The 20126-nt window shown below is 72.5% G+C and carries 19 protein-coding genes; 9 read left to right on the forward strand and 10 right to left on the reverse strand.

What is annotated here, in order from left to right:
• Positions 1-102: 102 nt before the first annotated feature.
• Together ACFV5H_RS14175 and ACFV5H_RS14180 are read right to left on the reverse strand one after the other, a co-directional pair.
• Entirely contained in the window at positions 103-2424 is a 2322-nt protein-coding gene (locus tag ACFV5H_RS14175; protein WP_385049934.1) for an FHA domain-containing protein, read from the reverse strand.
• A gap of 66 nt (positions 2425-2490) precedes the next feature.
• On the reverse strand, positions 2491-2901 hold the full coding sequence (locus ACFV5H_RS14180) for a hypothetical protein (protein WP_385049931.1): 411 nt from the start codon (positions 2899-2901) through the stop codon (positions 2491-2493).
• Positions 2902-3240: 339 nt separating this feature from the next.
• Between ACFV5H_RS14180 and ACFV5H_RS14185 the strand changes: the two genes are divergently transcribed.
• Positions 3241-3624: a nuclear transport factor 2 family protein gene (locus tag ACFV5H_RS14185; RefSeq protein WP_385049928.1), complete on the forward strand. Its 384-nt coding sequence runs from the start codon at positions 3241-3243 to the stop codon at positions 3622-3624.
• 135 nt (positions 3625-3759) lie between these two features.
• On the opposite strand, the gene mgrA is transcribed toward ACFV5H_RS14185, so the two are convergent.
• Positions 3760-4752 (reverse strand): L-glyceraldehyde 3-phosphate reductase, encoded by a 993-nt coding sequence (mgrA, locus tag ACFV5H_RS14190; protein ID WP_385049926.1) that lies wholly within the window; start codon positions 4750-4752, stop codon positions 3760-3762.
• Positions 4753-4879: 127 nt separating this feature from the next.
• On the opposite strand from mgrA, the gene ACFV5H_RS14195 reads away from it, so the two are divergent.
• Both ACFV5H_RS14195 and ACFV5H_RS14200 read left to right on the forward strand, forming a co-directional pair.
• Positions 4880-5773 (forward strand): LysR substrate-binding domain-containing protein, encoded by an 894-nt coding sequence (locus ACFV5H_RS14195; RefSeq protein WP_385049923.1) that lies wholly within the window; start codon positions 4880-4882, stop codon positions 5771-5773.
• Positions 5774-5800: 27 nt separating this feature from the next.
• Entirely contained in the window at positions 5801-6316 is a 516-nt protein-coding gene (locus ACFV5H_RS14200) for a DinB family protein (RefSeq protein WP_385194815.1), read from the forward strand.
• Here ACFV5H_RS14200 and ACFV5H_RS14205 read toward each other — a convergent pair.
• The 4 genes from ACFV5H_RS14205 to ACFV5H_RS14220 form a co-directional block, all read right to left on the reverse strand.
• Positions 6298-7368, reverse strand: coding sequence for an adenosine deaminase (locus ACFV5H_RS14205; RefSeq protein ID WP_385194818.1), 1071 nt, complete (start codon positions 7366-7368; stop codon positions 6298-6300). The two genes, ACFV5H_RS14200 and ACFV5H_RS14205, sit on opposite strands and share 19 nt — an antisense overlap.
• A 46-nt stretch (positions 7369-7414) precedes the next feature.
• Positions 7415-7810, reverse strand: a complete 396-nt coding sequence (locus tag ACFV5H_RS14210; protein ID WP_385049914.1) for a VOC family protein — start codon at positions 7808-7810, stop codon at positions 7415-7417.
• Positions 7811-7915: 105 nt separating this feature from the next.
• Positions 7916-9283: a phospholipase gene (locus tag ACFV5H_RS14215; protein WP_385049911.1), complete on the reverse strand. Its 1368-nt coding sequence runs from the start codon at positions 9281-9283 to the stop codon at positions 7916-7918.
• A 112-nt stretch (positions 9284-9395) separates the two neighbouring features.
• Positions 9396-10286 (reverse strand): glycoside hydrolase family 19 protein, encoded by an 891-nt coding sequence (locus ACFV5H_RS14220; protein WP_385049908.1) that lies wholly within the window; start codon positions 10284-10286, stop codon positions 9396-9398.
• Between the two features lie 340 nt (positions 10287-10626).
• Between ACFV5H_RS14220 and ACFV5H_RS14225 the strand changes: the two genes are divergently transcribed.
• On the forward strand, positions 10627-11067 hold the full coding sequence (locus ACFV5H_RS14225; RefSeq protein ID WP_385194820.1) for an SPW repeat protein: 441 nt from the start codon (positions 10627-10629) through the stop codon (positions 11065-11067).
• A 129-nt stretch (positions 11068-11196) separates the two neighbouring features.
• Positions 11197-11460: a GlsB/YeaQ/YmgE family stress response membrane protein gene (locus ACFV5H_RS14230; RefSeq protein WP_385049903.1), complete on the forward strand. Its 264-nt coding sequence runs from the start codon at positions 11197-11199 to the stop codon at positions 11458-11460.
• A gap of 213 nt (positions 11461-11673) precedes the next feature.
• On the opposite strand, the gene ACFV5H_RS14235 is transcribed toward ACFV5H_RS14230, so the two are convergent.
• Entirely contained in the window at positions 11674-12453 is a 780-nt protein-coding gene (locus ACFV5H_RS14235; RefSeq protein ID WP_385049900.1) for a GNAT family N-acetyltransferase, read from the reverse strand.
• Between the two features lie 82 nt (positions 12454-12535).
• Here ACFV5H_RS14235 and ACFV5H_RS14240 point away from each other — a divergent pair, with 82 nt between their 5' ends.
• Positions 12536-13021, forward strand: a complete 486-nt coding sequence (locus tag ACFV5H_RS14240) for a nucleoside deaminase (protein ID WP_385194822.1) — start codon at positions 12536-12538, stop codon at positions 13019-13021.
• Positions 13022-13052: 31 nt separating this feature from the next.
• Here the strand turns inward: ACFV5H_RS14240 and ACFV5H_RS14245 are convergent, their stop codons facing one another.
• The gene (locus ACFV5H_RS14245) at positions 13053-13688 is read right to left on the reverse strand and encodes a chaplin (protein ID WP_385194825.1); all 636 of its coding nucleotides are present in this window, start codon (positions 13686-13688) and stop codon (positions 13053-13055) included.
• 273 nt (positions 13689-13961) lie between these two features.
• Between ACFV5H_RS14245 and ACFV5H_RS14250 the strand changes: the two genes are divergently transcribed.
• The 3 genes from ACFV5H_RS14250 (at position 13962) to ACFV5H_RS14260 (ending at position 18584) form a co-directional block, all read left to right on the forward strand.
• The gene (locus tag ACFV5H_RS14250) at positions 13962-15563 is read left to right on the forward strand and encodes an alpha/beta hydrolase (RefSeq protein ID WP_385049891.1); all 1602 of its coding nucleotides are present in this window, start codon (positions 13962-13964) and stop codon (positions 15561-15563) included.
• 230 nt (positions 15564-15793) lie between these two features.
• Entirely contained in the window at positions 15794-16888 is a 1095-nt protein-coding gene (locus ACFV5H_RS14255; RefSeq protein ID WP_385194828.1) for a chemotaxis protein, read from the forward strand.
• A gap of 295 nt (positions 16889-17183) precedes the next feature.
• Complete coding sequence (locus ACFV5H_RS14260; RefSeq protein WP_385194831.1) at positions 17184-18584, forward strand: PP2C family protein-serine/threonine phosphatase; 1401 nt, start codon at positions 17184-17186, stop codon at positions 18582-18584.
• Positions 18585-18611: 27 nt separating this feature from the next.
• Here the strand turns inward: ACFV5H_RS14260 and ACFV5H_RS14265 are convergent, their stop codons facing one another.
• On the reverse strand, positions 18612-20102 hold the full coding sequence (locus ACFV5H_RS14265; protein WP_385049884.1) for a hypothetical protein: 1491 nt from the start codon (positions 20100-20102) through the stop codon (positions 18612-18614).
• Positions 20103-20126 lie beyond the last annotated feature (24 nt).

Raw genomic sequence — 20126 nt, forward strand, 5'->3', positions numbered from 1 at the left:
AGGACACGGTGGGCCGGCCGGGGCCGGTGGTCTCCCGGGCGGACAGGTCGTGCTCGGGACGACGCGTGCGGCACGGGATCCGGGGGCCGTCGTCGTGGGCGCCTACCCCCGCATCACGGCCGGTTCGTGCCGCCGCAGCAGACGGGACACCAGCAGGCCGAGGACCAGCGACAGGACGAGCAGCATGCCGACGGCGAGCAGCCACACGTCCACCGTGTGCGCGAAGAGCGGATCACGGCTCAGGTCGCCGGGCGAGAGCGAGGGGAGCCCGATGGTGCCGGCCATCGCGGCGAACCCCCAGCGGGCGGGTACCAGCCAGGCCAGCTGCTCCAGCACGAGCACGCCCTGGAGCGGCAGCAGGGCGCCGCAGAAGACGACCTGGACGATGGCGAGCAGCACCAGCAGCGGCATCGTCACCTCCTCCTTGCGGACCACCGCGGAGACCAGCAGGCCGAGCATCATCGCGGTGAAGGCGAGCAGCGCGACGGCGACGGTGATCTCGACAAGGGGCGGCATCAACACGCCTTCGCCGCCGGGTGCGTTCAGGTCCACGCCGAGCAGCGCGACGAGGGTCAGCACCACGGCCTGGAGCACGGTGACCGTGCCGAGCACGACCACCTTGGACATCAGGTACGCCGATCTGGACAGGCCCACGGCCCGCTCCCGCTGGTAGATCACCCGCTCCTTGACGAGTTCGCGCACCGCGTTGGCCGCGCCGGTGAGGACCGCGCCGACGCACAGGATGAGCAGGGCGTTCATGGCGGACCTGCTCGTCAGCTCACTGCCCGCGAGGGCCCGCGCCATGGCACCCATCACGAACGGCAGCGCGATCATGACGGCGAGGAAGGTGCGGTCCGCGGCGAGCGCGGCGGTGTAGCGGCGGACCAGGGTGCGGAGCTGGGCGCCCCAACCGCGCGGCCGGGGCGGGGGTCCCACGACGACCGGCTCCTCGCGGGGCCGCTCGGGCTGGGCGGCGGCCTCGACGACGTACCGCCGGTGGAAGGGGGAGTCGCGGTACTGCCCCGCCCAGTCCCGGTCCTGCTGCTGCTCGAACGCCTCGAAGGCCTCCGGCCAGTGCTCGAAGCCGAAGAAGGCGAGGGCGTCACCGGGGGGACCGTAGTAGGCGACCCTGCCGCCGGGGGCGAGGACGAGGAGGCGGTCGCAGACGTCCAGGCTGAGCACGCTGTGGGTGACGACGACGACGGTCCGGCCGTCGTCGGCGAGGCCGCGCAGCATGTGCATCACCGAGCGGTCCATGCCGGGGTCGAGGCCGGAGGTCGGCTCGTCGAGGAAGAGCAGCGACGGCTTGGTCAGCAGTTCCAGCGCGACGCTGACCCGTTTGCGCTGTCCGCCGGACAGGCTGTGCACATGCTGGCGGGCCCGGTCCTGGAGGCCGAGTTCGCGGATCACCTCGTCGACCCGGGCCCGTCGTTCGGCCTGGGCGGTGTCCTGCGGGAAGCGCAGCTCGGCGGCGTAGGACAGGGCGGCGTGGACGGTCAGCTGGGTGTGCAGGATGTCGTCCTGCGGGACGAGGCCGATGCGCTGGCGCAGCTCGGCGTAGTCGTGGTAGAGGTCGCGGCCGTCGTAGAGGACGGTGCCGTCGTCGGCGGGACGCTGACCGGTGAGCGCGTTCATCAGGGTGGACTTGCCCGCACCGCTCGGTCCGACGACCGCGAGCAGGCACTTCTCCCCCACCGGGAAGGAGACGTGGTCGAGGAGGCGCTTGGTGCCCCGGTCGACGGCGACGGTGAGGTCCTGGACGTCGAGGGAGACCTCGCCGGTGTCGACGTACTCCTGGAGTTCGTCGCCGATCAGGCAGAAGTCGGAGTGGCCGATGCCGACGATGTCGCCGGGGCGGATGTCGGCCCGGTCGACCGGCACGCCGTTGAGGTAGGTGCCGGTGTGGCTGCCGAGGTCGACGATCTCGTACGAGCCGTCGGCGTGGACGTGCAGTTCGGCGTGGTACCGGGAGACGATCAGGTCGTCGACGACCAGGTCGTTGTCGGGGTGCCGGCCGATGCGGACGGTGCGGGTGGGCAGCGGCCGTACGGAGACCGGCTGCCGGAAGGTGTGGGTGAGGGCGGGCCGGGAGACCGCCTGCGGCCGGTCGCGTGCGGGGGCGGCGAGGACGGCGCGGGGGCCGTCGTCGGGATTGCCGAAGTGGAGGACGCTGCCGGGGCCGACCTCCCGGGCGCGGATGCGCCGGCCGTTGGCGTAGGTGCCGTTGGTGCTGTGCTCGTCCTCGACGGTCCAGCGGCCGTCCACGGGGTGGAGCACCGCATGGTGCCAGGAGACCCGGGCGTCGTCGATGACGATGTCGCTCGACGGGTCGCGTCCCACGTGGTAGTCGCGGACCGGACTCATCACGGTGGAGCCCGTCTCGGTCTCCAGGACGAGCTCCGGGGCGACCAGTCGCTCCGCCATGTCTGGATTCTACCCATTGGCCCGTTCGGGTGCCCGGCGTCACCGGCCGGAGTGCGCCTGTACGCCTCAAGCGACGGGAACACCGAGCATCCGGGCGGCGCGTTGCATGCGCAGGGCGTCCACGGACTCGGCCAGCAGTTCGTACTCGGTGGTGTCGTCGCCGGTGGCGAGGCGTACCATCCGCCCGGCGGCGAGCGTCTCGGCCACCTCCTCCTGCCGGGCGACGTCGCCGCACCAGGTGCGCAGTACGGCGGGGACGTCGGGCACCCCGTCGGCGACGGGGACGAGTGCCCCCGGCGGTAAGTGATCGGCGTCGGGCTGCGGGTCGAGGCGCTCGGCGATCCAGAGGGCACGGTCGCGCAGCCACCACAGGGCGAGGGCGAGGGTGGGCGCCCGGTAGGTGCCGAGCGGTACGCCGATGCGCCGGCCGTCGCAGACCCCGTACGCGGTGACATGGCACAGGAATTCGTCGTGCACATTCCCTCCCCCGCTGCGTTGCTCGCCCGCCGGGCCGGGCCGGCTGCCCGCCTCGTGGCTCGCATGCTGTGCGTGAGGGCGCCGTCGCGCGGTGTGAAGCGCTCTCGCTAGTCGAGTATGTTCACCGCTGAAACACTGTCACCATGTGTTTCCGGCCAGTCTCCTGGCATATTCACAGCCGCCGTTGGCCGAAACAGTGCGGGTGCGGCCGACGGGCCGCATATGACCTCGGGGGTAATCGACCGCGGACCCGGGGCGCGGGCAAGGTGGGGGCACCGGGTCGCCACGACCGGGACCCACCGTCCGACCAGCAGACACGACCTCCCTGGGGGATTCGCCATGACCACAGCCGCCCACCGCCACGACGCCGTCGTCGCCCGCTACTTCGAGGCCTGGAACGCCGACGGCGCCGAGGCACGCGCCAAGGCGGTGGCCGACGTGTGGACCGCGGACGGCCGTTACACCGATCCGCTGTCCGACGCCGTCGGCCACGAGGCGATCACCGCGGTGATCGCGGCGGTGCACGAGCAGTTCCCCGGCTTCGTCTTCCGGCTCGTGGGGAACGTCGACGGCCACCACGACACCGCGCGCTTCTCCTGGGAGCTGGTGAACCGGGCGGACGGCTCGGCCCCCGTCGCCGGCTCGGACGTGATCACGCTCGACGCCGAGGACCGCGTCCGCGCCGTGTACGGCTTCCTGGACCGGGTGCCCGAAGGGGCGTGACCCCGCCGACGACGGCCGGTACCGCCCCGCCCGCCCCGGGCCGGTGCCCGCGCCTTTCGCGGGCCGCCGAAGGCCGAACGGGCGTACGCGTCACACGCGTACGCCCGGCGGACGGACCGGCACGGTCCGGTGGAGCTACCGCTTCACGACCGCGTCGATGCGGGCCAGCTCCTCCTCGCCGAAGTCGAGGTTCCGGGTGGCCGCGACGCTGTCCTCGAGCTGCTGCGGGCTGCTCGCGCCGACCAGGGCGGAGGTGAGCCGGCCGCCGCGCAGCACCCAGGACAGTGCCATCTGCGCCAGGGTCTGGCCGCGCGAGGCGGCGATCTCGTCGAGCGCGCGCAGCCGGCCCACCAGTTCACCGGTGACGGCGTCGGTGTTCAGGAAGGGGCTGTCGCTCGCGGCCCGGGAGTCCTCGGGGATGCCGTCGAGGTAGCGGGCGGTCAGCAGGCCCTGCTCCAGCGGGGAGTAGGCGATGGAGCCGACCTGGAGCTCGTCCAGGGCGTCCATCAGCCCCTCGTCCTCCGGACGGCGGTCGAGCATCGAGTAGCGGGGCTGGTTGATCAGCAGCGGTGTGCCCAGCTCACCGAGGATGCGGGCGGCCTCGCGGGTCTGCTCCGCGGAGTAGTTGGACACACCGACGTACAGCGCCTTGCCCTGCTGGACCGCCGAGTGCAGCGCGCCCATCGTCTCCTCCAGCGGAGTCTCCGGGTCGAAGCGGTGCGAGTAGAAGATGTCGACGTATTCCAGGCCCATCCGGCTCAGGCTCTGGTCCAGCGAGGACAGCAGGTACTTGCGCGAGCCCCATTCGCCGTACGGGCCGGGCCACATCAGGTAGCCGGCCTTGGTGGAGATCACCAGTTCGTCGCGGTAGGCCGCGAAGTCCGACCTCAGCGCCTCGCCGAGGGCGGACTCGGCCGCACCAGGCGGGGGCCCGTAGTTGTTGGCGAGGTCGAAGTGGGTGACGCCCAGGTCGAAGGCGCGGCGCAGGATGGCGCGCTGGGTCTCGGCCGCACGGTCGGGACCGAAGTTGTGCCACAGGCCGAGCGAGAGCGCGGGAAGCTTCAGGCCGCTGCGTCCGGTGCGCCGGTAGGGCATGTCCGCGTAACGGTCGGGGTGTGCGGTGTACAACACGACTCCAGAGGGGTTGGCACACGTCTCGGCGGTTCCGTCGAACCACCCGTCCACTCTGTCGTGACCTGCGGGCAGTGGTCCAACAGAAGAATCCGATGGGATTCAGCGGATACGCTTCTCAATCATGGAACTGCGTCACCTCCAGCACTTCGTCGCCGTGGCCGAGGACCAGCACTTCACCCGCGCGGCGGAGCGGCTGATGGTCTCCCAGTCGGGCCTGTCCGCGTCCATCCGCGCCCTGGAGCGCGAGCTGCAGACCCCGCTCTTCGTCCGGACGACCCGCAGGGTGACGCTCACCGAGGCGGGGCGGGCGCTGCTGGCGGAGGCCGAGCGGATCCTGGCGCAGGTGCGGGCGGCGCACGAGGCGGTGGCCGCGGTGCAGGGCGTGCTGCGCGGCACCCTCGCGCTGGGTGCCGAGCAGTGCGTCGCCGGGGTGAACGTGGCGGAGCTGCTCGCCACGTTCCGGCGGCTCCACCCGGACGTGGAGATCCGGCTGCGCCAGTGGGGCTCGGCCGCGCTGGCGGAGGAGGTCGCGGCGGGGCGGCTGGACCTGGCCTTCGCCTACCGGACGGAGGCGGACCCGGAGCAGCTGCGGTCGGTGCCGCTGACCAGTGAGCCGATGACCGTGCTGTGCCACCCGGACCACCGGCTCGCACGGACGGGGGCACCGCTGACCCCGCACGACCTGGCCGACGAGGTCTTCGTCGACTTCCACCCGGACTGGGGTCCGCGCCGCGCCACCGACGCCTCCTTCGCCGCCGCGGGCGTACGGCGCACGGTGGCGCTGGAGGTGAACGACGTGCACAGCCTGCTCGACCTGGTCGACGAGAACCTGGGCGTCGCCGTCGTGCCGCGGCACTTCCGGCACAAGCGGGAGGCCCTCACCGCGCTCCCGCTGAAGGACACCGGGGAGGCGGTGTACGAGACGGTCGCCCTGGTGCCGTCACCGCGGGCGACGAGCCCGGCGGCGCGGGCGCTGATGGCCCTGTTGGACAAGTCGGACGACGGGGGCGCGTGAGGCGCGCGGATGCGCGAGGGTGGAGGCATGCATGCCAAGGACATCCTCATCGACGGCTTCGGCCGCATCCGGGAAGAAGTCCACGCCGCCGTCGAGGGCCTCGGCCCCGACGCGCTCAACGCCCGGCCCGGCCCCGACGCGAACTCCGTCGCCTGGCTGGTCTGGCACCTCACCCGGGTCCAGGACGACCACGTCGCCGACGCCTTCGGACTCGACCAGGTGTGGCTCTCCCAGGACTGGGAGAAACGCCTGGAGCTCGGCCTGCCCCGCCGCGACACGGGGTACGGCCACACCTCGGCGAAGGTCGCCGAGGTACGGGTCGACGACGGCGGTCTGCTGACCGGCTACCACGACGCGGTGCACGAGCAGACCCTCGGCGTGCTGCGCGCGCTGGCCGCCAAGGACCTGGAACGGGTGATCGACGAGGGCTGGGATCCCCCGGTGACCCTGGGCGTACGGCTGGTCAGCGTCCTGTCCGACGATCTGCAGCACGTCGGACAGGCCGCGTACGTACGGGGGCTGGTTCAGAGCGCCGCGTCGTAGCCGGGCAGGACCACGTCCCGGATGAGCGCGTTCCGCTCGTCGAACGGGAGGAACGCGCTCTTCACGGCGTTCACCGTGACCGTGCGCAGGTCCTCGACCGTCCAGCCGGCCTGCTCGGCCAGCAGGGACATCTCCCGCGTCATGGTGGTACCGGAGACGAGACGGTTGTCGGTGTTGAGGGTGACGCGGAAGCCGAGGTCCTTCAGCGCGGTGATCGGGTGCTCGGCGATCGAGGTCGCGGCGCCGGTCTGGAGGTTGGAGGTGGGGCACATCTCCAGCGCGATCCGGCGGTCGCGGACCCAGCCGGCGAGACGGCCGAGCTTGCCCTCCACGATGTCCTCGGTGATGCGCACCCCGTGCCCGATGCGCTGGGCGCCGCACACCTGGAGCGCCTGGTGGATGCTGGGCAGGCCGTGGGCCTCACCGGCGTGGATGGTGAAGGGCACGTTCTCGCGGCGCAGGTGCGCGAAGGCGTCGAGGTGGTCGGCGGGCGGGAAGCCGTCCTCGGCGCCGGCGATGTCGAAGCCGACGACCCCGGCGTCCCGGAAGGCGACGGCCAGGTCGGCGGCCTCGCGGACCCGGTCGAACATCCGCATGCCGCAGAGCAGGGTGCCGACCCGGACGGGCGTCCCGGCGGCGGCCGCCTTGGCCGTGCCGGCGGCGAGGCCCTCCTGGACGGTCTCCACGACCTCGCCCATCGTCAGTCCGCCCCTGGTGTTCAGCTCGGGGGCGTAGCGGACCTCGCCGTAGACGACACCGTCGGCGGCCAGGTCGAGTACGTACTCCTCGGCGGTGCGCAGCAGGCCCTCGCGGGTCTGCATGACGGCGAGGGTGTGCTCGAAGGTGGCGATGTAGCGGACCAGGTCACCGGAGTTCGCGGCCTCGACGTACCAGGCGGCGAGCTCGTCGGGGTCGGTGGTGGGCAGGGTGTGGCCGACGGCCTCCGCCAGCTCCACGACGGTCGCGGGACGCAGACCGCCGTCGAGGTGGTCGTGCAGCACCGCCTTGGGGAGGCGGCGGAGGGTCTCGGTGTCTATGCGCGTAGATGACATGTGCGGTCGTTCCTCAGCGGGTCGTTCGGCAGAAAAGCGGAGCGGATCAGGGGGCGGCGGGCTGGAGCAGGTCCCAGCGGTTGCCGTACAGGTCCTGGAACACGGCGACCGAGCCGTACGGCTCGTGGCGCGGCTCCTCCAGGAAGGTCACGCCGGCGGCGGTCATACGGGCGTGGTCGCGGGCGAAGTCGTCGGTGTGCAGGAAGAAGCCCACCCGCCCGCCGGTCTGGTCACCGACCCTGGCCCGCTGGCCCTCCCCCTTGGCACGGGCGAGCAGCAGCCCCGCGCCGCTGTGCCCGGCGTCCGGTTCGACGACGACCCAGCGGCCGCCGTCCGGCCGGGGCGCGTCCTCGGCGAGCCGGAAACCGAGCGCCTCGGTGTAGAAGCGGATCGCCTCGTCGTAGTCGTCGACGACGAGGGTGACCAGGGGGATGCGTCTCATCGTGACCTCTCGAAGGGGGATTGACCGGAGAGGTTATACGTAAAACTGTCGAACGCGCCAGTTCCGTTCCGGGACCGGCGGCCCGGAGCGGGACCGGCGGGGCGGCTACGGATACGCGTAGGTGTTGAGGGCGGCGACGGCGGCCGCCGGATCGCCGAGGTCGTAGCGGTCCACGGCGAGGTAGTTGGGCTTCTTGCGGGCGGCCGGCAGGCAGAACCGGCGGGCGCGGTCGGCGAGCTTGGAGTTGTCGGTGCCGGCGGTGGAGGTGATCGTGGTGTCCCGGAAGTGGTTCATGACGAACAGGGGGCGGAAGCCGGGTTCGGTGCGGGTCAGCGGGATGTCGGTGCCCGCGTCGTACCAGCGGCTGTAGCAGGACCAGTCGGAGGCGCCGATGCCCGGGCCCATGGACCAGTGGTTCTCGACGGTCCACTCCCGCTGGTACATGACACCGAAGGCGTCCCGGGTCGTTCCGGCAGCCCGGTCCGCGGCGCGGCTGCGGTCGGTGAAGATCAGCAGCCGCTGCCCGGCGGCGGTCAGTTGCCCCATGGCCGGCCAGCCGTTCTCCCGGACACCGGTGCGGTCGGGCCGGTAGAGCACGTCCGACAGCCCCTGGACGCGGGCGAGTTCGGCGCGCAGGACGTCCGGGGCGACGTAGTCCTCCAGGAAGACGGTGACGAACTGGTCGGGGTGGGCGCGCAGGAAGTCGACGATCCGCTGGAGGTCCACCCACAGGGCGACGGGCCTGCTGACCAGGGTGCAGCTGTTGTGGCAGAGGATCGCGCCGTCCGGGGTCTGGTGGATGTCCAGCATGAACCCGCGGACGCCGTCGGCGAGTTGGCGCTCGATGCCCCGGTTCTGGTTGGGGAAGAGGTCGATGAAGGGCGGGGCGAAGCCGCCGTCGACGCCGTTGGCGTAGGCGTTGTGGGCGGTGAGGAAGGTGACCTGGTCCAGGGTGCGTTGGTCCCGCGGCGGCAGAGGGCGGGTCACCGGGTCGACCGGGGTCAGGTACCAGGTGGCGAGGTCGCCCGTGCCGCTGCCGACGGCGAGCGGGGCGGGATGGCCCGCGCCGGAGGGTTTCGGGGCCACGGTGAGGCGGCGGTCGGTGCCGGGGACGGTGAGCGTGAACCGGTCCGCGCCCACGGAGGCGATCTCCCAGCGTGCCTCCGGGCTCGCGCAGGCGACGGTCCGGGCCTGGTCGCCGGTGCGGCCGAGGCAGGTGCCGGGGCTGTCGGTGTTCTCCAGGGTGCCGTCGGCGCCCAGGTTCCACTGCTGACGGTCCTCGTCGCCGCGCGGTCTGTGCTGTTCGACCGCCCCGGCGGCGTCGGCGGCGTTCAGTCCGGTCGTCGCGCTCTGGACGTAGTGGGCGCCGGGCGACGGAGCCGCCTCTGCGGCGGCGGGCAGGGGTGCCACGACCGTCGCGGCCAGCGCGGCGGCCGTGACGGTCGTGGCGAGCAGGGCGTGGGGGGTGCGCATGGTGGCTGCCCTTCGTCCGGGGACGGCCCGCGCACGTGCGGTGCGCGGGCCGCGATCCGAGGGTCTTAGGTCAGGTGCATGACACCATGCCGAGCGGTCGGACGTCAGGACCTCAGCAGTACAGATTGCCGCCGGGCGAGGTCCCGAGGATCTGGGTGAACTGCTGGTACTTGCTCACCCTGCTCTGCACCTGCGCCGGGTTACGGCCGTCGCACTCGAGGGAGCCGTTGATGCTGCGGATCGTCTGGCCGAAACCGGCCTGGTTGACCATGGCGTTGTGCGGGGTCATGGTGCCCGGTCCCGACTGGGTGTTCCAGTACCACAGGGCCGTTTTCCAGGCCACGGCCGCGTCGTTCTGCACCAGCCAGGGGTTGCCCAGGAGGTCGATGCCGAGCGCGTCGCCCGCCGCCTTGTAGTTGAAGTTCCAGCTCAGCTGGATCGGTCCGCGCCCGTAGTACGCGGCCTGCCCGGCCGGACAGCCGTACGGCTGCCCCCAGTCGCAGTAGTGCGGGTAGTTGGCGGTGTTCTGCTCCACCACGTGCACCAGACCGCCGGTCTCGTGGCTGACGTTGGCCAGGAAGGCGGCGGCCTCCTGCTTCTTCACCGCGTCGCTGCCGGTGTTGGCGAAACCGGGGTAGGCGCTCAGCGCGGCCTTGAGCCCGCTGTAGGTGTAGAAGGGGTTCCGGCTCGGGAACATCTGGTTGAACTGCGCCTCGGTCACGACGAAGTTGCCGACGGGCGTTCCGGGGCCGTTGTCGCAGGCGTACGGCTCCCAGTACCAGGTGCTGATGATCGGGTCGTACCCCGGATTGGCGTGCTCGGCGATGTACGCCCGGCCGTCGGTGTAGCGCACGATGTCACCGGCGTTGTACGACCTTCCGGCCACCCAGTTCGGATAGCCGGCGCACGAGGCGGCGGAGGCGGAGGCGGCGGGGAGCAGCACCGGCGCGCCGCCGGCGAGGACGAGGGCGGCGGTCACGGCGGCGATGCGTCTTCTCGACAAGGGAACAACTCCTTCGCGGAACACGGCCGCTCCCGGACGAGGACACGCCCGGGCGGGGCCTCGCCCGCACATGCCGGCGGGGCCGGTCACGGCAGTGGGGGCGGCCGTGGTGGGGGGTGTGGGAGCACACTCAACCGCTTTGGTCTGTACCAGTCAAGGGTTTAGACCAATCATTGTGACGCGGACATGCCGGTCGACTGGCGGCGGTCGGCGGCGGGGCGGGATCGAACCCTCACGAGCTCTACACATAAAGGGGAAATAAGAGCAGAATGAACTTATGCGGCCTTTACCGCATACCGCACCAGACGCGGTCAGGCCTGCTAGCCAAAGGAGACGACTCATGGCCAACGTCTCGCACCCGCGCGGTGACATCACGAGCCACCCCGATGCCCCGGAGATGCGGGCACGGTACGACCGTATGCTCGGGGGTCGTGATGTGGCCCTCGTGGACGGGCCGGTGTTCCTGCTCGGTCTCTACTGCGCGGTGTCCCCGTGGATACTCCACTACACGACGAGCCAGCCCGCGCTCGTGACCCACAACCTGATCGTGGGCATCGCGATCGGCCTGCTCGCCCTGGGGTTCACCGCGGCCCCGGCGCGCATGTACGGCCTCAGCGGGGCCATGTGCGCCCTGGGCCTGTGGATGATCATCTCACCGTGGATCGTCGGCACCGACCCCGACGCCGGCGTCATCTGGAACAACGTCGTCATCGGCGCCCTCACCCTGATCCTGGGCACGGCCTGCGCCGCCACGGCCGTCAGGAGCGGCCGCCGGTCGTAGGAGGACCGCGGAAGGAGCCGAGCGCCGGCCCGCGTCGACCGCGGGCCGGCGTTCTCGTGTCCGGACGGGACTGTCCCGGCGGCCGGGGGGCATACGCAGTGCAGCGGAGGTCAGGAAAAGAGGGGCGAGATGGAGATCGACGGCATCATCAGCGCCATCGTCATCGGTATTGTCATCGGTGTCCTGGGCCGGCTCGTGGTCCCGGGCCGCCAGCGCATCGGGGTCCTCTGGACGATTCTCGTCGGCATCGCCGCCGCACTGATCGGCTCGGCGGTCGCCGCGGCCTTCGGGGTGGCCGACACCGAGGGCGTCGACTGGGTGGAGTGGCTGATCCAGATCGGCCTCGCCGCACTGGGAGTGGCCGCGCTGGACCGCGCGAAGGCCGGCCGCTGACGGAATCCGGCGGTCCGCGTCAGCGGCGGGACAGCCACTGCTCGTACCAGGTCACCGTGGCGTCCACGGTGACCTCGAGCGGCGTCGGCGTCACGCCGAAGGTCCGCTCTCCTCTTTCCGCGGCCACGGGGGTGCGGCGCAGCTGCTCGCGGCTGTGGCGACCGGGGCGCGGCTGCCCGCAGCCGCGCCGGTAAGCGGCGCAGCCTCCCGCAGCTAGCGGCTCGGGTGGACGTACGGTGTGGTCGTCGTCAGAGGGGTGAAGCCGAGGCGTTCCAGGATGGGGCGGCTCTGGCCGGAGGCGTCGACCTGGAGGTAGCGGTAGCCGAGGTCCGCCGCGACCCGGGCCCGGTGGGCGACCAGCGCCCGGTAGACGCCCCGCCCACGCCAGTGCCGTACCGTGCCGCCACCCCACAGCCCGGCGAACGAGGTACCCGGCACCAGCTCCATACGCGCCGCGCTCACCGGCTCGTCACCCGCCAGCGCCACGACGGCGACGACGCTGTCGGGGGCGGCGGTGAGCCGGTCGAGCAGGTACCGGTGGAACCGGGAGGCATCGGTGCCGAACGCCTTCGCCTGCGCGTCGGCCATCAGGTCGACACCCGCCCGGTCGGTGACCCGCACGATGCGGACTCCCTCGGGCGGCTCGGTGCCGAGGGCGAGACCGGCGACCTCGCCCACCATGAGCGTCTCGACCGGCTCGGGGGTGAATCCGGCCGCCACGAGCCGCTGCCCGAGGTCCACCGGCAGGTCGTGCCCGTACAGCTTCCACTCGAACTCACGGCCGATCCCGGTGAAGTACGCGATCTGCTCCGCGATCGCCGCGTCCGCGCCGGCCGCCTCCAGCGCGGACCAGACGACTCCGTTCCAGCCGTGCGCGGGGCCCGCGTGGCGCACCACGGCGCCGACGCGCTCGACCTCCGAACCGGGGCCGTCGGGCCGCACCCCCTCGCGCATCTCACGGTCGAACAGGGCGAGTACGGCAGCTTCATCCATGCGGCAGACCCCACCATGGGGTGGTGCCCGGAGCAACGGGATTACCGTTGCTGTCGTTCGAGCGTCGTGAGGAGAGCGGGCCATGGCCGTACGGGACGAGGAACTGCCGTACCTGCGGCGCTGCGTGGAGCTGGCGGCCGAGGCACTGGAGTCCGGTGACGAGCCGTTCGGTTCGGTGCTGGTGGCCGGGGACGGCACCGTGCTCGCCGAGGACCACAACCGCGTGGCCTCCGGCGACCGCACCCGGCACCCCAAGTTCGAGCTGGCGCGCTGGTCGGCGGCGCACCTGAGCCCCGCCGAACGGGCCGCGGCCACGGTGTACACCTCCGGTGAGCACTGCCCGATGTGCGCCGCCGCCCACGCCTGGGTGGGCCTCGGACGCATCGTGTACGTCGCCTCCTCCGAGCAGCTGGCGTCCTGGCTCGCCGAGCTGGGGGTGCCCGCCCCGCCGGTGCGGACGCTGCCCGTCGCCGAGATCGCCCCGGGCGTGACCGTGGCCGGGCCCGTCCCCGGACTGGCGGACGAGGTCGAGGAGTTGCACCGGCGGTTCCACCGCGGACGCGGCTGACCCGCGGTGGCCGATCGTTTCTCCGGACGGTTCAGCCGTACGTCCGCAGGCGGGCGCGGCGGTACAGGGCGACTCCGCCCAGGAAGAGCGCGGCGCCGGTGCCGAGGACCGGGAGTGTCCGGTCGGCGCCCGTGTGGGCGAGGGCCGCGGGGTGCGGCGGGGCCGTGTGCGGCACCGGGGCGGGGAGGGTGCGCGGCGGCGCGGCGGGTTCGGGTTCGGCCGGGCGGTCGGGCCGCTCGCCGGTGGTGTTCGTGGAGGTGTTGCCGGCCGACGCGTTGCCGGCGCCGGCCACGTTCACGCTGTTCCCGCTGACGTCGACCGGAAGATCCACCGGCGCCTGCACCCCGTTGCCGGACAGCACGCCCGGCGAGTCCTGCGTCCCGGTCACGGCGGAGGACCCCGTCGCCGCGCCGCCCCGCTCGCCCGTGTCCTCGTTGACGCAGGTGTTGCCCGCGGCGGGGTTGAGCAGACCCACCACGTTCACCGTGTTCCCGCACACGTTCACCGGGGCGTGCACCGGGAGCTGGATGGTGTTCCCGGAGCCCACGCCGGGCGAACCGGCCGCGACGCCCTCCGCCCCGGCATCGGCGTACGCCGGTACGGCCACGGCCATCGCGCCCGACGCCGCGGCGACGGCGATCACGCCGTTTCGGGTGACCCGTCTCATCGGTTCCCTGCCTTCCAGAGATGGTCGCGGACGTTCGCCCGCACCGGATAGAACGCGGCTGCGGCATCCGGGTTATGGCTCATCCGTATGCCGCAGCCGGTTCACCCCATCGGGCGTCCCGCCGCTCGAACCCCGGGCAAAGGCCGTCGAACTCGTGGCGGCCGAACACCGGGCCGGGGCGCCCGGCGGGCCGCCGCGGGACCGACGGGCGGGAGCCCCGGAGCCCGCTTATGGTGGGCGAGGGCGCCGGTCGGGGCGTCCCTGGAGGCATCGATGCTGGCCAAGCTGTCCAAGCGGCCCTCGGTCCGGCACTGCGCGGTGCGGCCCTCGGTCCGGCGCTGCGCGGCCGCCGGGGCGGTCGGGCTGGCCGTGCTGGGTACGGGGCTGCCGGCCACCGGCCGGGCGGATCCCGACCTCGACCGGTTCTACGACCAGAAGATCACATGGGCGTCCTGTGAGAGCGCGGACCTGCCGAAGGACCTGCAGTGCGGGACGGTCACCGTGCCGCTCGACTACGCGAGGCCCGACGAGGGCACCCTCGAACTGGCCCTCGCCCGCTACCGCGCCTCCGGCGACCCGCGGGGCTCGGTGCTGCTGAACTTCGGCGGCCCCGGCGGTTCGGGGGTGATGGGACTCGCCCAGGGCCGCAAGGACTTCCTGGGCCTGACCGAGGACTACGACGTGGTCTCCTTCGACCCGCGGGGCGTCGGCCGTTCCGCACCGGTCAGCTGCGGCGCCGACGCCACCGGTCAGGCGCTGGAGGCCACCGACGGCGAGGAGACGGCGGATCCGCGCGACACGCTGCGCAAGCTGCGCGAGGTGGCCGCCGAGTGTGCCGGGCACTCGGGCCCGGTCCTCGATCACATCGGCACCGTGGACGTCGCACGCGACCTGGACGTGATGCGTCAGGCGCTCGGCGACAAGAAGCTCAACTACCTGGGATTCTCGTACGGGACCCGGCTCGGCGCGGTGTACGCCGCCGAGTTCCCCGACAAGGTCGGCCGCATGGCGCTGGACGGCGTGGACACGCTGACCGAGCCGCCGGCCGAGCAGGGGCTGGCCAGTGCCAGGGGGCAGCAGACCGCGCTGGACAACTTCCTCACGTGGTGCACCGAGGAGCTCGCCTGTCCGTTCGGGCAGGACGCGCGCACGGCCCGCACGCAGGTCGTGGAGCTGGTCGACTCGCTCGACGAGAACCCGGTGCCGACCGACTTCGGTGACGAGTTCACCGGTCAGGACCTGGCCGGCGCCATCGGGCAGGGCCTCTACACCAAGGAGATGTGGCCGCTGCTGCAGCGGGCGCTCGCCCAGCTCGTGGAGGACGGGGACACCCGCGGGGTGGAGGCCCTCGCGACCGGGGGGATGGCGCCGCCCGTGCCGTGGCGGGCCGACCACCCCCTCGTCGACGAGGAGGACGTGCCCCTGGACAACCTGCCGGCGGCGCTGATGGCGGTGAACTGCGCGGACGACCCCGACCGTCCGGACGCCGAACGGCTGACCCGGGACCTGGCCCGGCTGCGCAGCGCCTACGAGGAGGCCTCACCGGTCTTCGGGCGGTACCGGCTCGCCCAGGTGGTGCTGTGCTACGGCCGCCCCAAGGGGACCGACTACATCCGCGAGCGGGTCAAGGACCTCGACACGCCGAAGATGCTGCTGGTCGGCACCCGGGGCGACCCGGCCACGCCGTACCGCTGGACGGTGGAGACGGCCGAGCGGCTCGGTCCCTCCGCCGTGGTGCTGGACAACCGGGCCGAGGGGCACACCGGCTACGGATCGTCCGAGTGCGTCCACCGCAGGATCGACGACTTCCTGCTCTACGGCTCCCTGCCGCGCAGCGGCAGTTCCTGCGGATCCGAGGACGACGGCCGTGTCTGAACGGCGGCCCGGCCCCGAAGACGCACAGGCCGCTTTGCTCCGAATGCCCCATTGGCGAATTCGCCCTATGGTGCTGTCGTGACTCCGCTCCCCCATCTGGGGGGGGCTTCCAACCCGAGGGTTGCGTTCCAGCCCGAACCGATCCCATACGGGACGAAAGGAAATTACCACAGACCAGGGAAGCAATTCCCCCACCGGCTGAAGCCGGTGGGTCCCGCGCTAGGAGACTGATGGAGCACGATCTGAGTCCCGCGACCCTTGCCGAGCTTCGTCGCCCGCGCCCCTACCCCGCGGTGTCCGTGCTGACGCCGACGCACCGGCGCGAGCCCCTCAACACCCAGGACGCCGTCCGGCTGCGCAACGCGGTGGCCGAGGCCAAGAAGAAGCTGGAGGCCGATCCCGCGGTCACCCGGGACCGGCGCGCCGATGTGGCCCTGCAGCTCGACCGGGCCCTGACCGAGGTCGATCTGTCGCACTCGGAGGACGGCCTGGCCATCTTCGCCGCCCCGGGCGAGCACCAGGTGTGGTCGCTCGCCCGCGCCGTGCCCGAGCGCATCGTCCTCTCGGACACCTTCCTGACCCGCAACCTCGTCTCCGCCCACACCGCGCAGCGGCCGTTCTGGGTGCTGTCCGTCTCCGCCGACCGGTGCACCCTGTGGAGCGGCGGCGTGGACCGGGTCGTCGAGGAACGCGCCGGCGGCTTCCCGCTGGCCCGGGAGCAGCGGAACTTCGACCCCGAGCGGCAGGAGCGGGTCGGCGACCAGCCGAGCAACTTCCGGGACGAGGACACCCGCCGGTTCCTGCGCGACACGGACACCGCGATGGGGAGGCTGCTGCGCGACCACCCGCGACCGCTGTACGTCACCGGTGAGCCCGCCGCCCTGTCCCTGCTGTGCGAGGCCGGCAGCGTGGCCGGGGACGCCGTGCACGTCCCGCACGGCGGGCTGGCGCACGGCACGCCCGAGGCCGTGTGGCAGGCCGTGCGGCCGGTGCTGGAGACCGAGGCCCGCAAGAGCACCGAGGACGTGGCCCGGTCGCTGGAGTCGGCCCGGGGGCGCAAGGAGTTCGCGGCCGGCGTCGACGAGCTGTGGCAGAGCGCCCGGGAGGGCCGGGTCCGGCTGCTGGCCGTGGAGGAGAACTACCGGATCACGGTGCGCGACGCCGGCGAGCATCTGGTCGTCGCCGAGGACGGTGACCTGGACGCCCGCGCGGACATCGTGGACGAGATCGTGGAGCAGTGCCTGGAGACCGGCGCCGAGGTCCGCTTCGTCCCGGACGGGGCGCTCGGGGACGCGGACGGGATGGCGGCGGTGCTGCGCTACTGAGGACGGGGCTACCCACCGGTCACCCGTACACAAACACTTGTCCGTCGAACGTGTGAATGAGTGGTGACGGGTGACCGACGGGGTGTCATATCACTTGCGTACCATGGGAGTTGAGACGCCGACAGCGTCTCTGACGTATTCCCGCGGGTAACCCGGCGAAGACGGTGGCATATGCCGTAGGCACCGCCTTATCGTGTGTTGCCGAATCCCTTACAGGCCGTCGCGGGCTGTGCCACAGTCGTAACCGCCCCTCCCTCCGCCTGAAGGCCGTACCGTTCCCGCATCGGAGTGCGTCATGCCGTCCCACCTCTCCGCGGACCGTCCAGCCGCCCCGCCGCCGGGACGCGGTCCGGTCGACGCGCTCATCTCGCAGACCCGGCGGCTCAAGGGCGAGGTGGACGCCGTACGCCGTGACACCCCGGCCGACACGGCGGATCCGCAGGAGCGCTGGCGGCGCGCTCTGTACGACCTGGCGCTGCACCAGCTCGACGACCTGGACGGGCATCTGGCGCAACTGCGGGACGAGCCGCTCCCCGTGCCGGGTCCGGCGCCGGCACCGCACGACACCCTGCTCAGCCGGGTCGGCAGCGCGGAGTGGGATCTGCTCACGGACGAGGTGCGCTGGTCCGGGGAGCTGTACCGGATCCTGGGCCGCGACCCGGCCGCCGCGCCGCTCACCCTCGACGAACTGCCCTCGCTGGTGTTCGAGGAGGACCGGCCCGGACTGACCGCGATGGTCACGGACTGTCTCGTCGACGCTCGGCCCATCGACGGGGAGTTCCGCGTCGTACGCCCGGACTACGGCGTACGGACCGTGCACATGATGGGCGAACCGGTACTCGGTGCCGACGGCAGCACCGCCTCGATGTGGGCGGTGCTGCGCGACGTCAGCGAACTGCGCCGCTGCCGACGGGCGGTGAGCGAGACCCGTGACTCGCTGCACCGCCGGCGGCACGCCGCCGCGCGGACCGAGCACCGGCTCGCGGTCGAGCTGCAGGAGGCCGTGCTGCCGACGTGGCACGGCCCCCTGCGGCTCCCGCAGGCCGGCCCGGGGACCCTCGACCTCGCCGCGGCCCATCTGCCGCCGTCGGCGCACGCACGGATCGGCGGGGACTGGTACGACGCACTGGAACTGCCCGACGGCACGACGCTGCTCGGCGTCGGCGAGCTGACCGGACACGGCGTCGGCGCCGCCTCGGGCATGGCGATGCTGCTCGGCGCCGTGCGCGGCATGGCGATGACCGGCACCGCGCCGGGACCGCTGCTGGCCTGCCTCAACCGGTTGCTGGACACCACCGCGCAGCCGGCCCTGGGCAGCGCCGTCTGTCTGCGCTACCGGCCCGAGACCCGCTCCCTGCTGTGGGCGCAGGCCGGGCACCCCGCCCCGCTGCTGTTCCGCGGCGGGACGGGGCGGGCGCTGGACGCGCCGGACGGCGTACTGCTCGGCGCCACCTCGGGCGCCTCCTACGGACAGGCCGAGGAGACCCTCGAAGCCGGTGACGTGCTGCTGCTGCACACCGACGGACTGGTGCCCGGGCACGCCGGAGCCACGGCCGTGCACCGTCTGCTCGAACTGGCCCCGCGCTTCGCCGCCGTCCGCACCGCACAGGAGTGCGTCCGGGCGGTCGTGGAGGAGTTCGGCGAGCGGGAGCGCGACGACGCCGCCTGTGTGCTCGTCGCCCGGGTCGCCCCGTAGCGATCCGCGCCGGGCCGGGCCGCCCTCTCACGCCCGGGCGGTGCCGCCCTTGCCCCTGGGCCTGGGCAGCACCAGTTCGATCTCCTCCCTGAGCTCCTGGATCCTCGGGTAGGAGGAGTACTCGGCGGTGAGCCGGTACATCTGGCGCAGCCGGTCCCAGGTGCGGCGCGAGGAGTTCTGTCCCATCGACACCAGGGCGAGGCGCGCGAACCGGTCCGCCTGTTCGGGGTCGTCGGCGATGAAGCACGCGGAGGCCATGGACAGGAAGTCGAAGATCTTCGACCGCTGCTGTGCGTCGACCCGCAGTGCCAGCGCCTTGTCCGCGTAGTGCTGGGCGTGCGTGGCGGCGTCCGGCTCGAACTCCGCGAGCGTCCGGTACGCCAGGGCCTGCATGCCGTACAGGTCCGCCTCGTTGAACAGCTGCATCCAGTTCGGCGGGGGCACGTCCCCCTTGTCGGAGACGAAGAGGTCCTCCGCCTGTCCCAGGGTGCGGCGCATCGCCTGGCCCTTGCCCATGGACGCCTGCGCCCACGCCTCGACGGTGTGGAACATGGCGCGGGTGCGCGGCAGGACCTCCTCGCCCGAGCCGGACTGGGCGAGCTTCATCAGGTCCATCGCCTCGTCGGGCCGGCCCAGGTGCACCATCTGCCGGGCCGCCCGGGACAGGGCCTCACCGGCGCGCGGCCGGTCGCCGCCCTCCCGGGCCGCGTGGGCGGCGATCACGAAGTACTTCTGGGCGGTGGGTTCCATGCCGACGTCGTGCGACATCCAGCCGGCGAGGACGGCGAGGTTGGCGGCGACGCCCCACAGGCGCCGCTGGAGATGGGGTGGGTGGTGGTAGGCGAGGATGCCGCCCACCTCGTTGAGCTGGCCGACCACCGCCTTGCGCTGGAGACCGCCGCCGCGGGCGGCGTCCCAGGCACGGAACACCTCCACGGAGCGCTCCAGCTCCTCGATCTCCTGCGAGCCGATCGGGGCGGCCTCGTACCGGTCGAACCCGGCGGGGTCGGCGCGCAGGGGGTCGTCGAGTCGGGGAGCGTCGGCGGTCAGGGCCGGATCGGTGTGCAGCCAGTCGTGCATGGCGCTGCTGAGTGCGGAGCCCGCGGTGAGCGCGGCGCCCGCGCCCACCAGGCCGCGTCGGTTGAGCATGAGGTCCATTCCCGTGAATTCGGTGAGGACCTCGGCTGTCCGCTCGGGCGCCCACGGCACTCCGTCGGGATGTTCCGCACTCCCGGGGCGTGGCCGTTTCCCCGTACGCCCGTGCCGGACCAGACCGAGATCCTCGATGGTCACGACACGGCCGAGACGCTCGGTGAACAGAGCCGCCAGCACCCGCGGTACGGGATCGCGCGGGATCTCTCCCATGTCGATCCACCGCCGCACCCGGGAGGTGTCGGTCGCCAGCTGGGGGTGGCCCATGGCCGCCGCCTGCCGGTTGACCAGCCTCGCGAGTTCGCCCTTGGACCAGCCGGCCAGGCCGAACAGGTCCGAGAGCCGGGTGTTGGGTTGTCCGCTCACGTCAAGCCCCCAGGTTCTCGGCTG

Source organism: Streptomyces sp. NPDC059787 (genome assembly GCF_042732315.1).
Taxonomy (GTDB): domain Bacteria; phylum Actinomycetota; class Actinomycetes; order Streptomycetales; family Streptomycetaceae; genus Streptomyces; species Streptomyces atrovirens.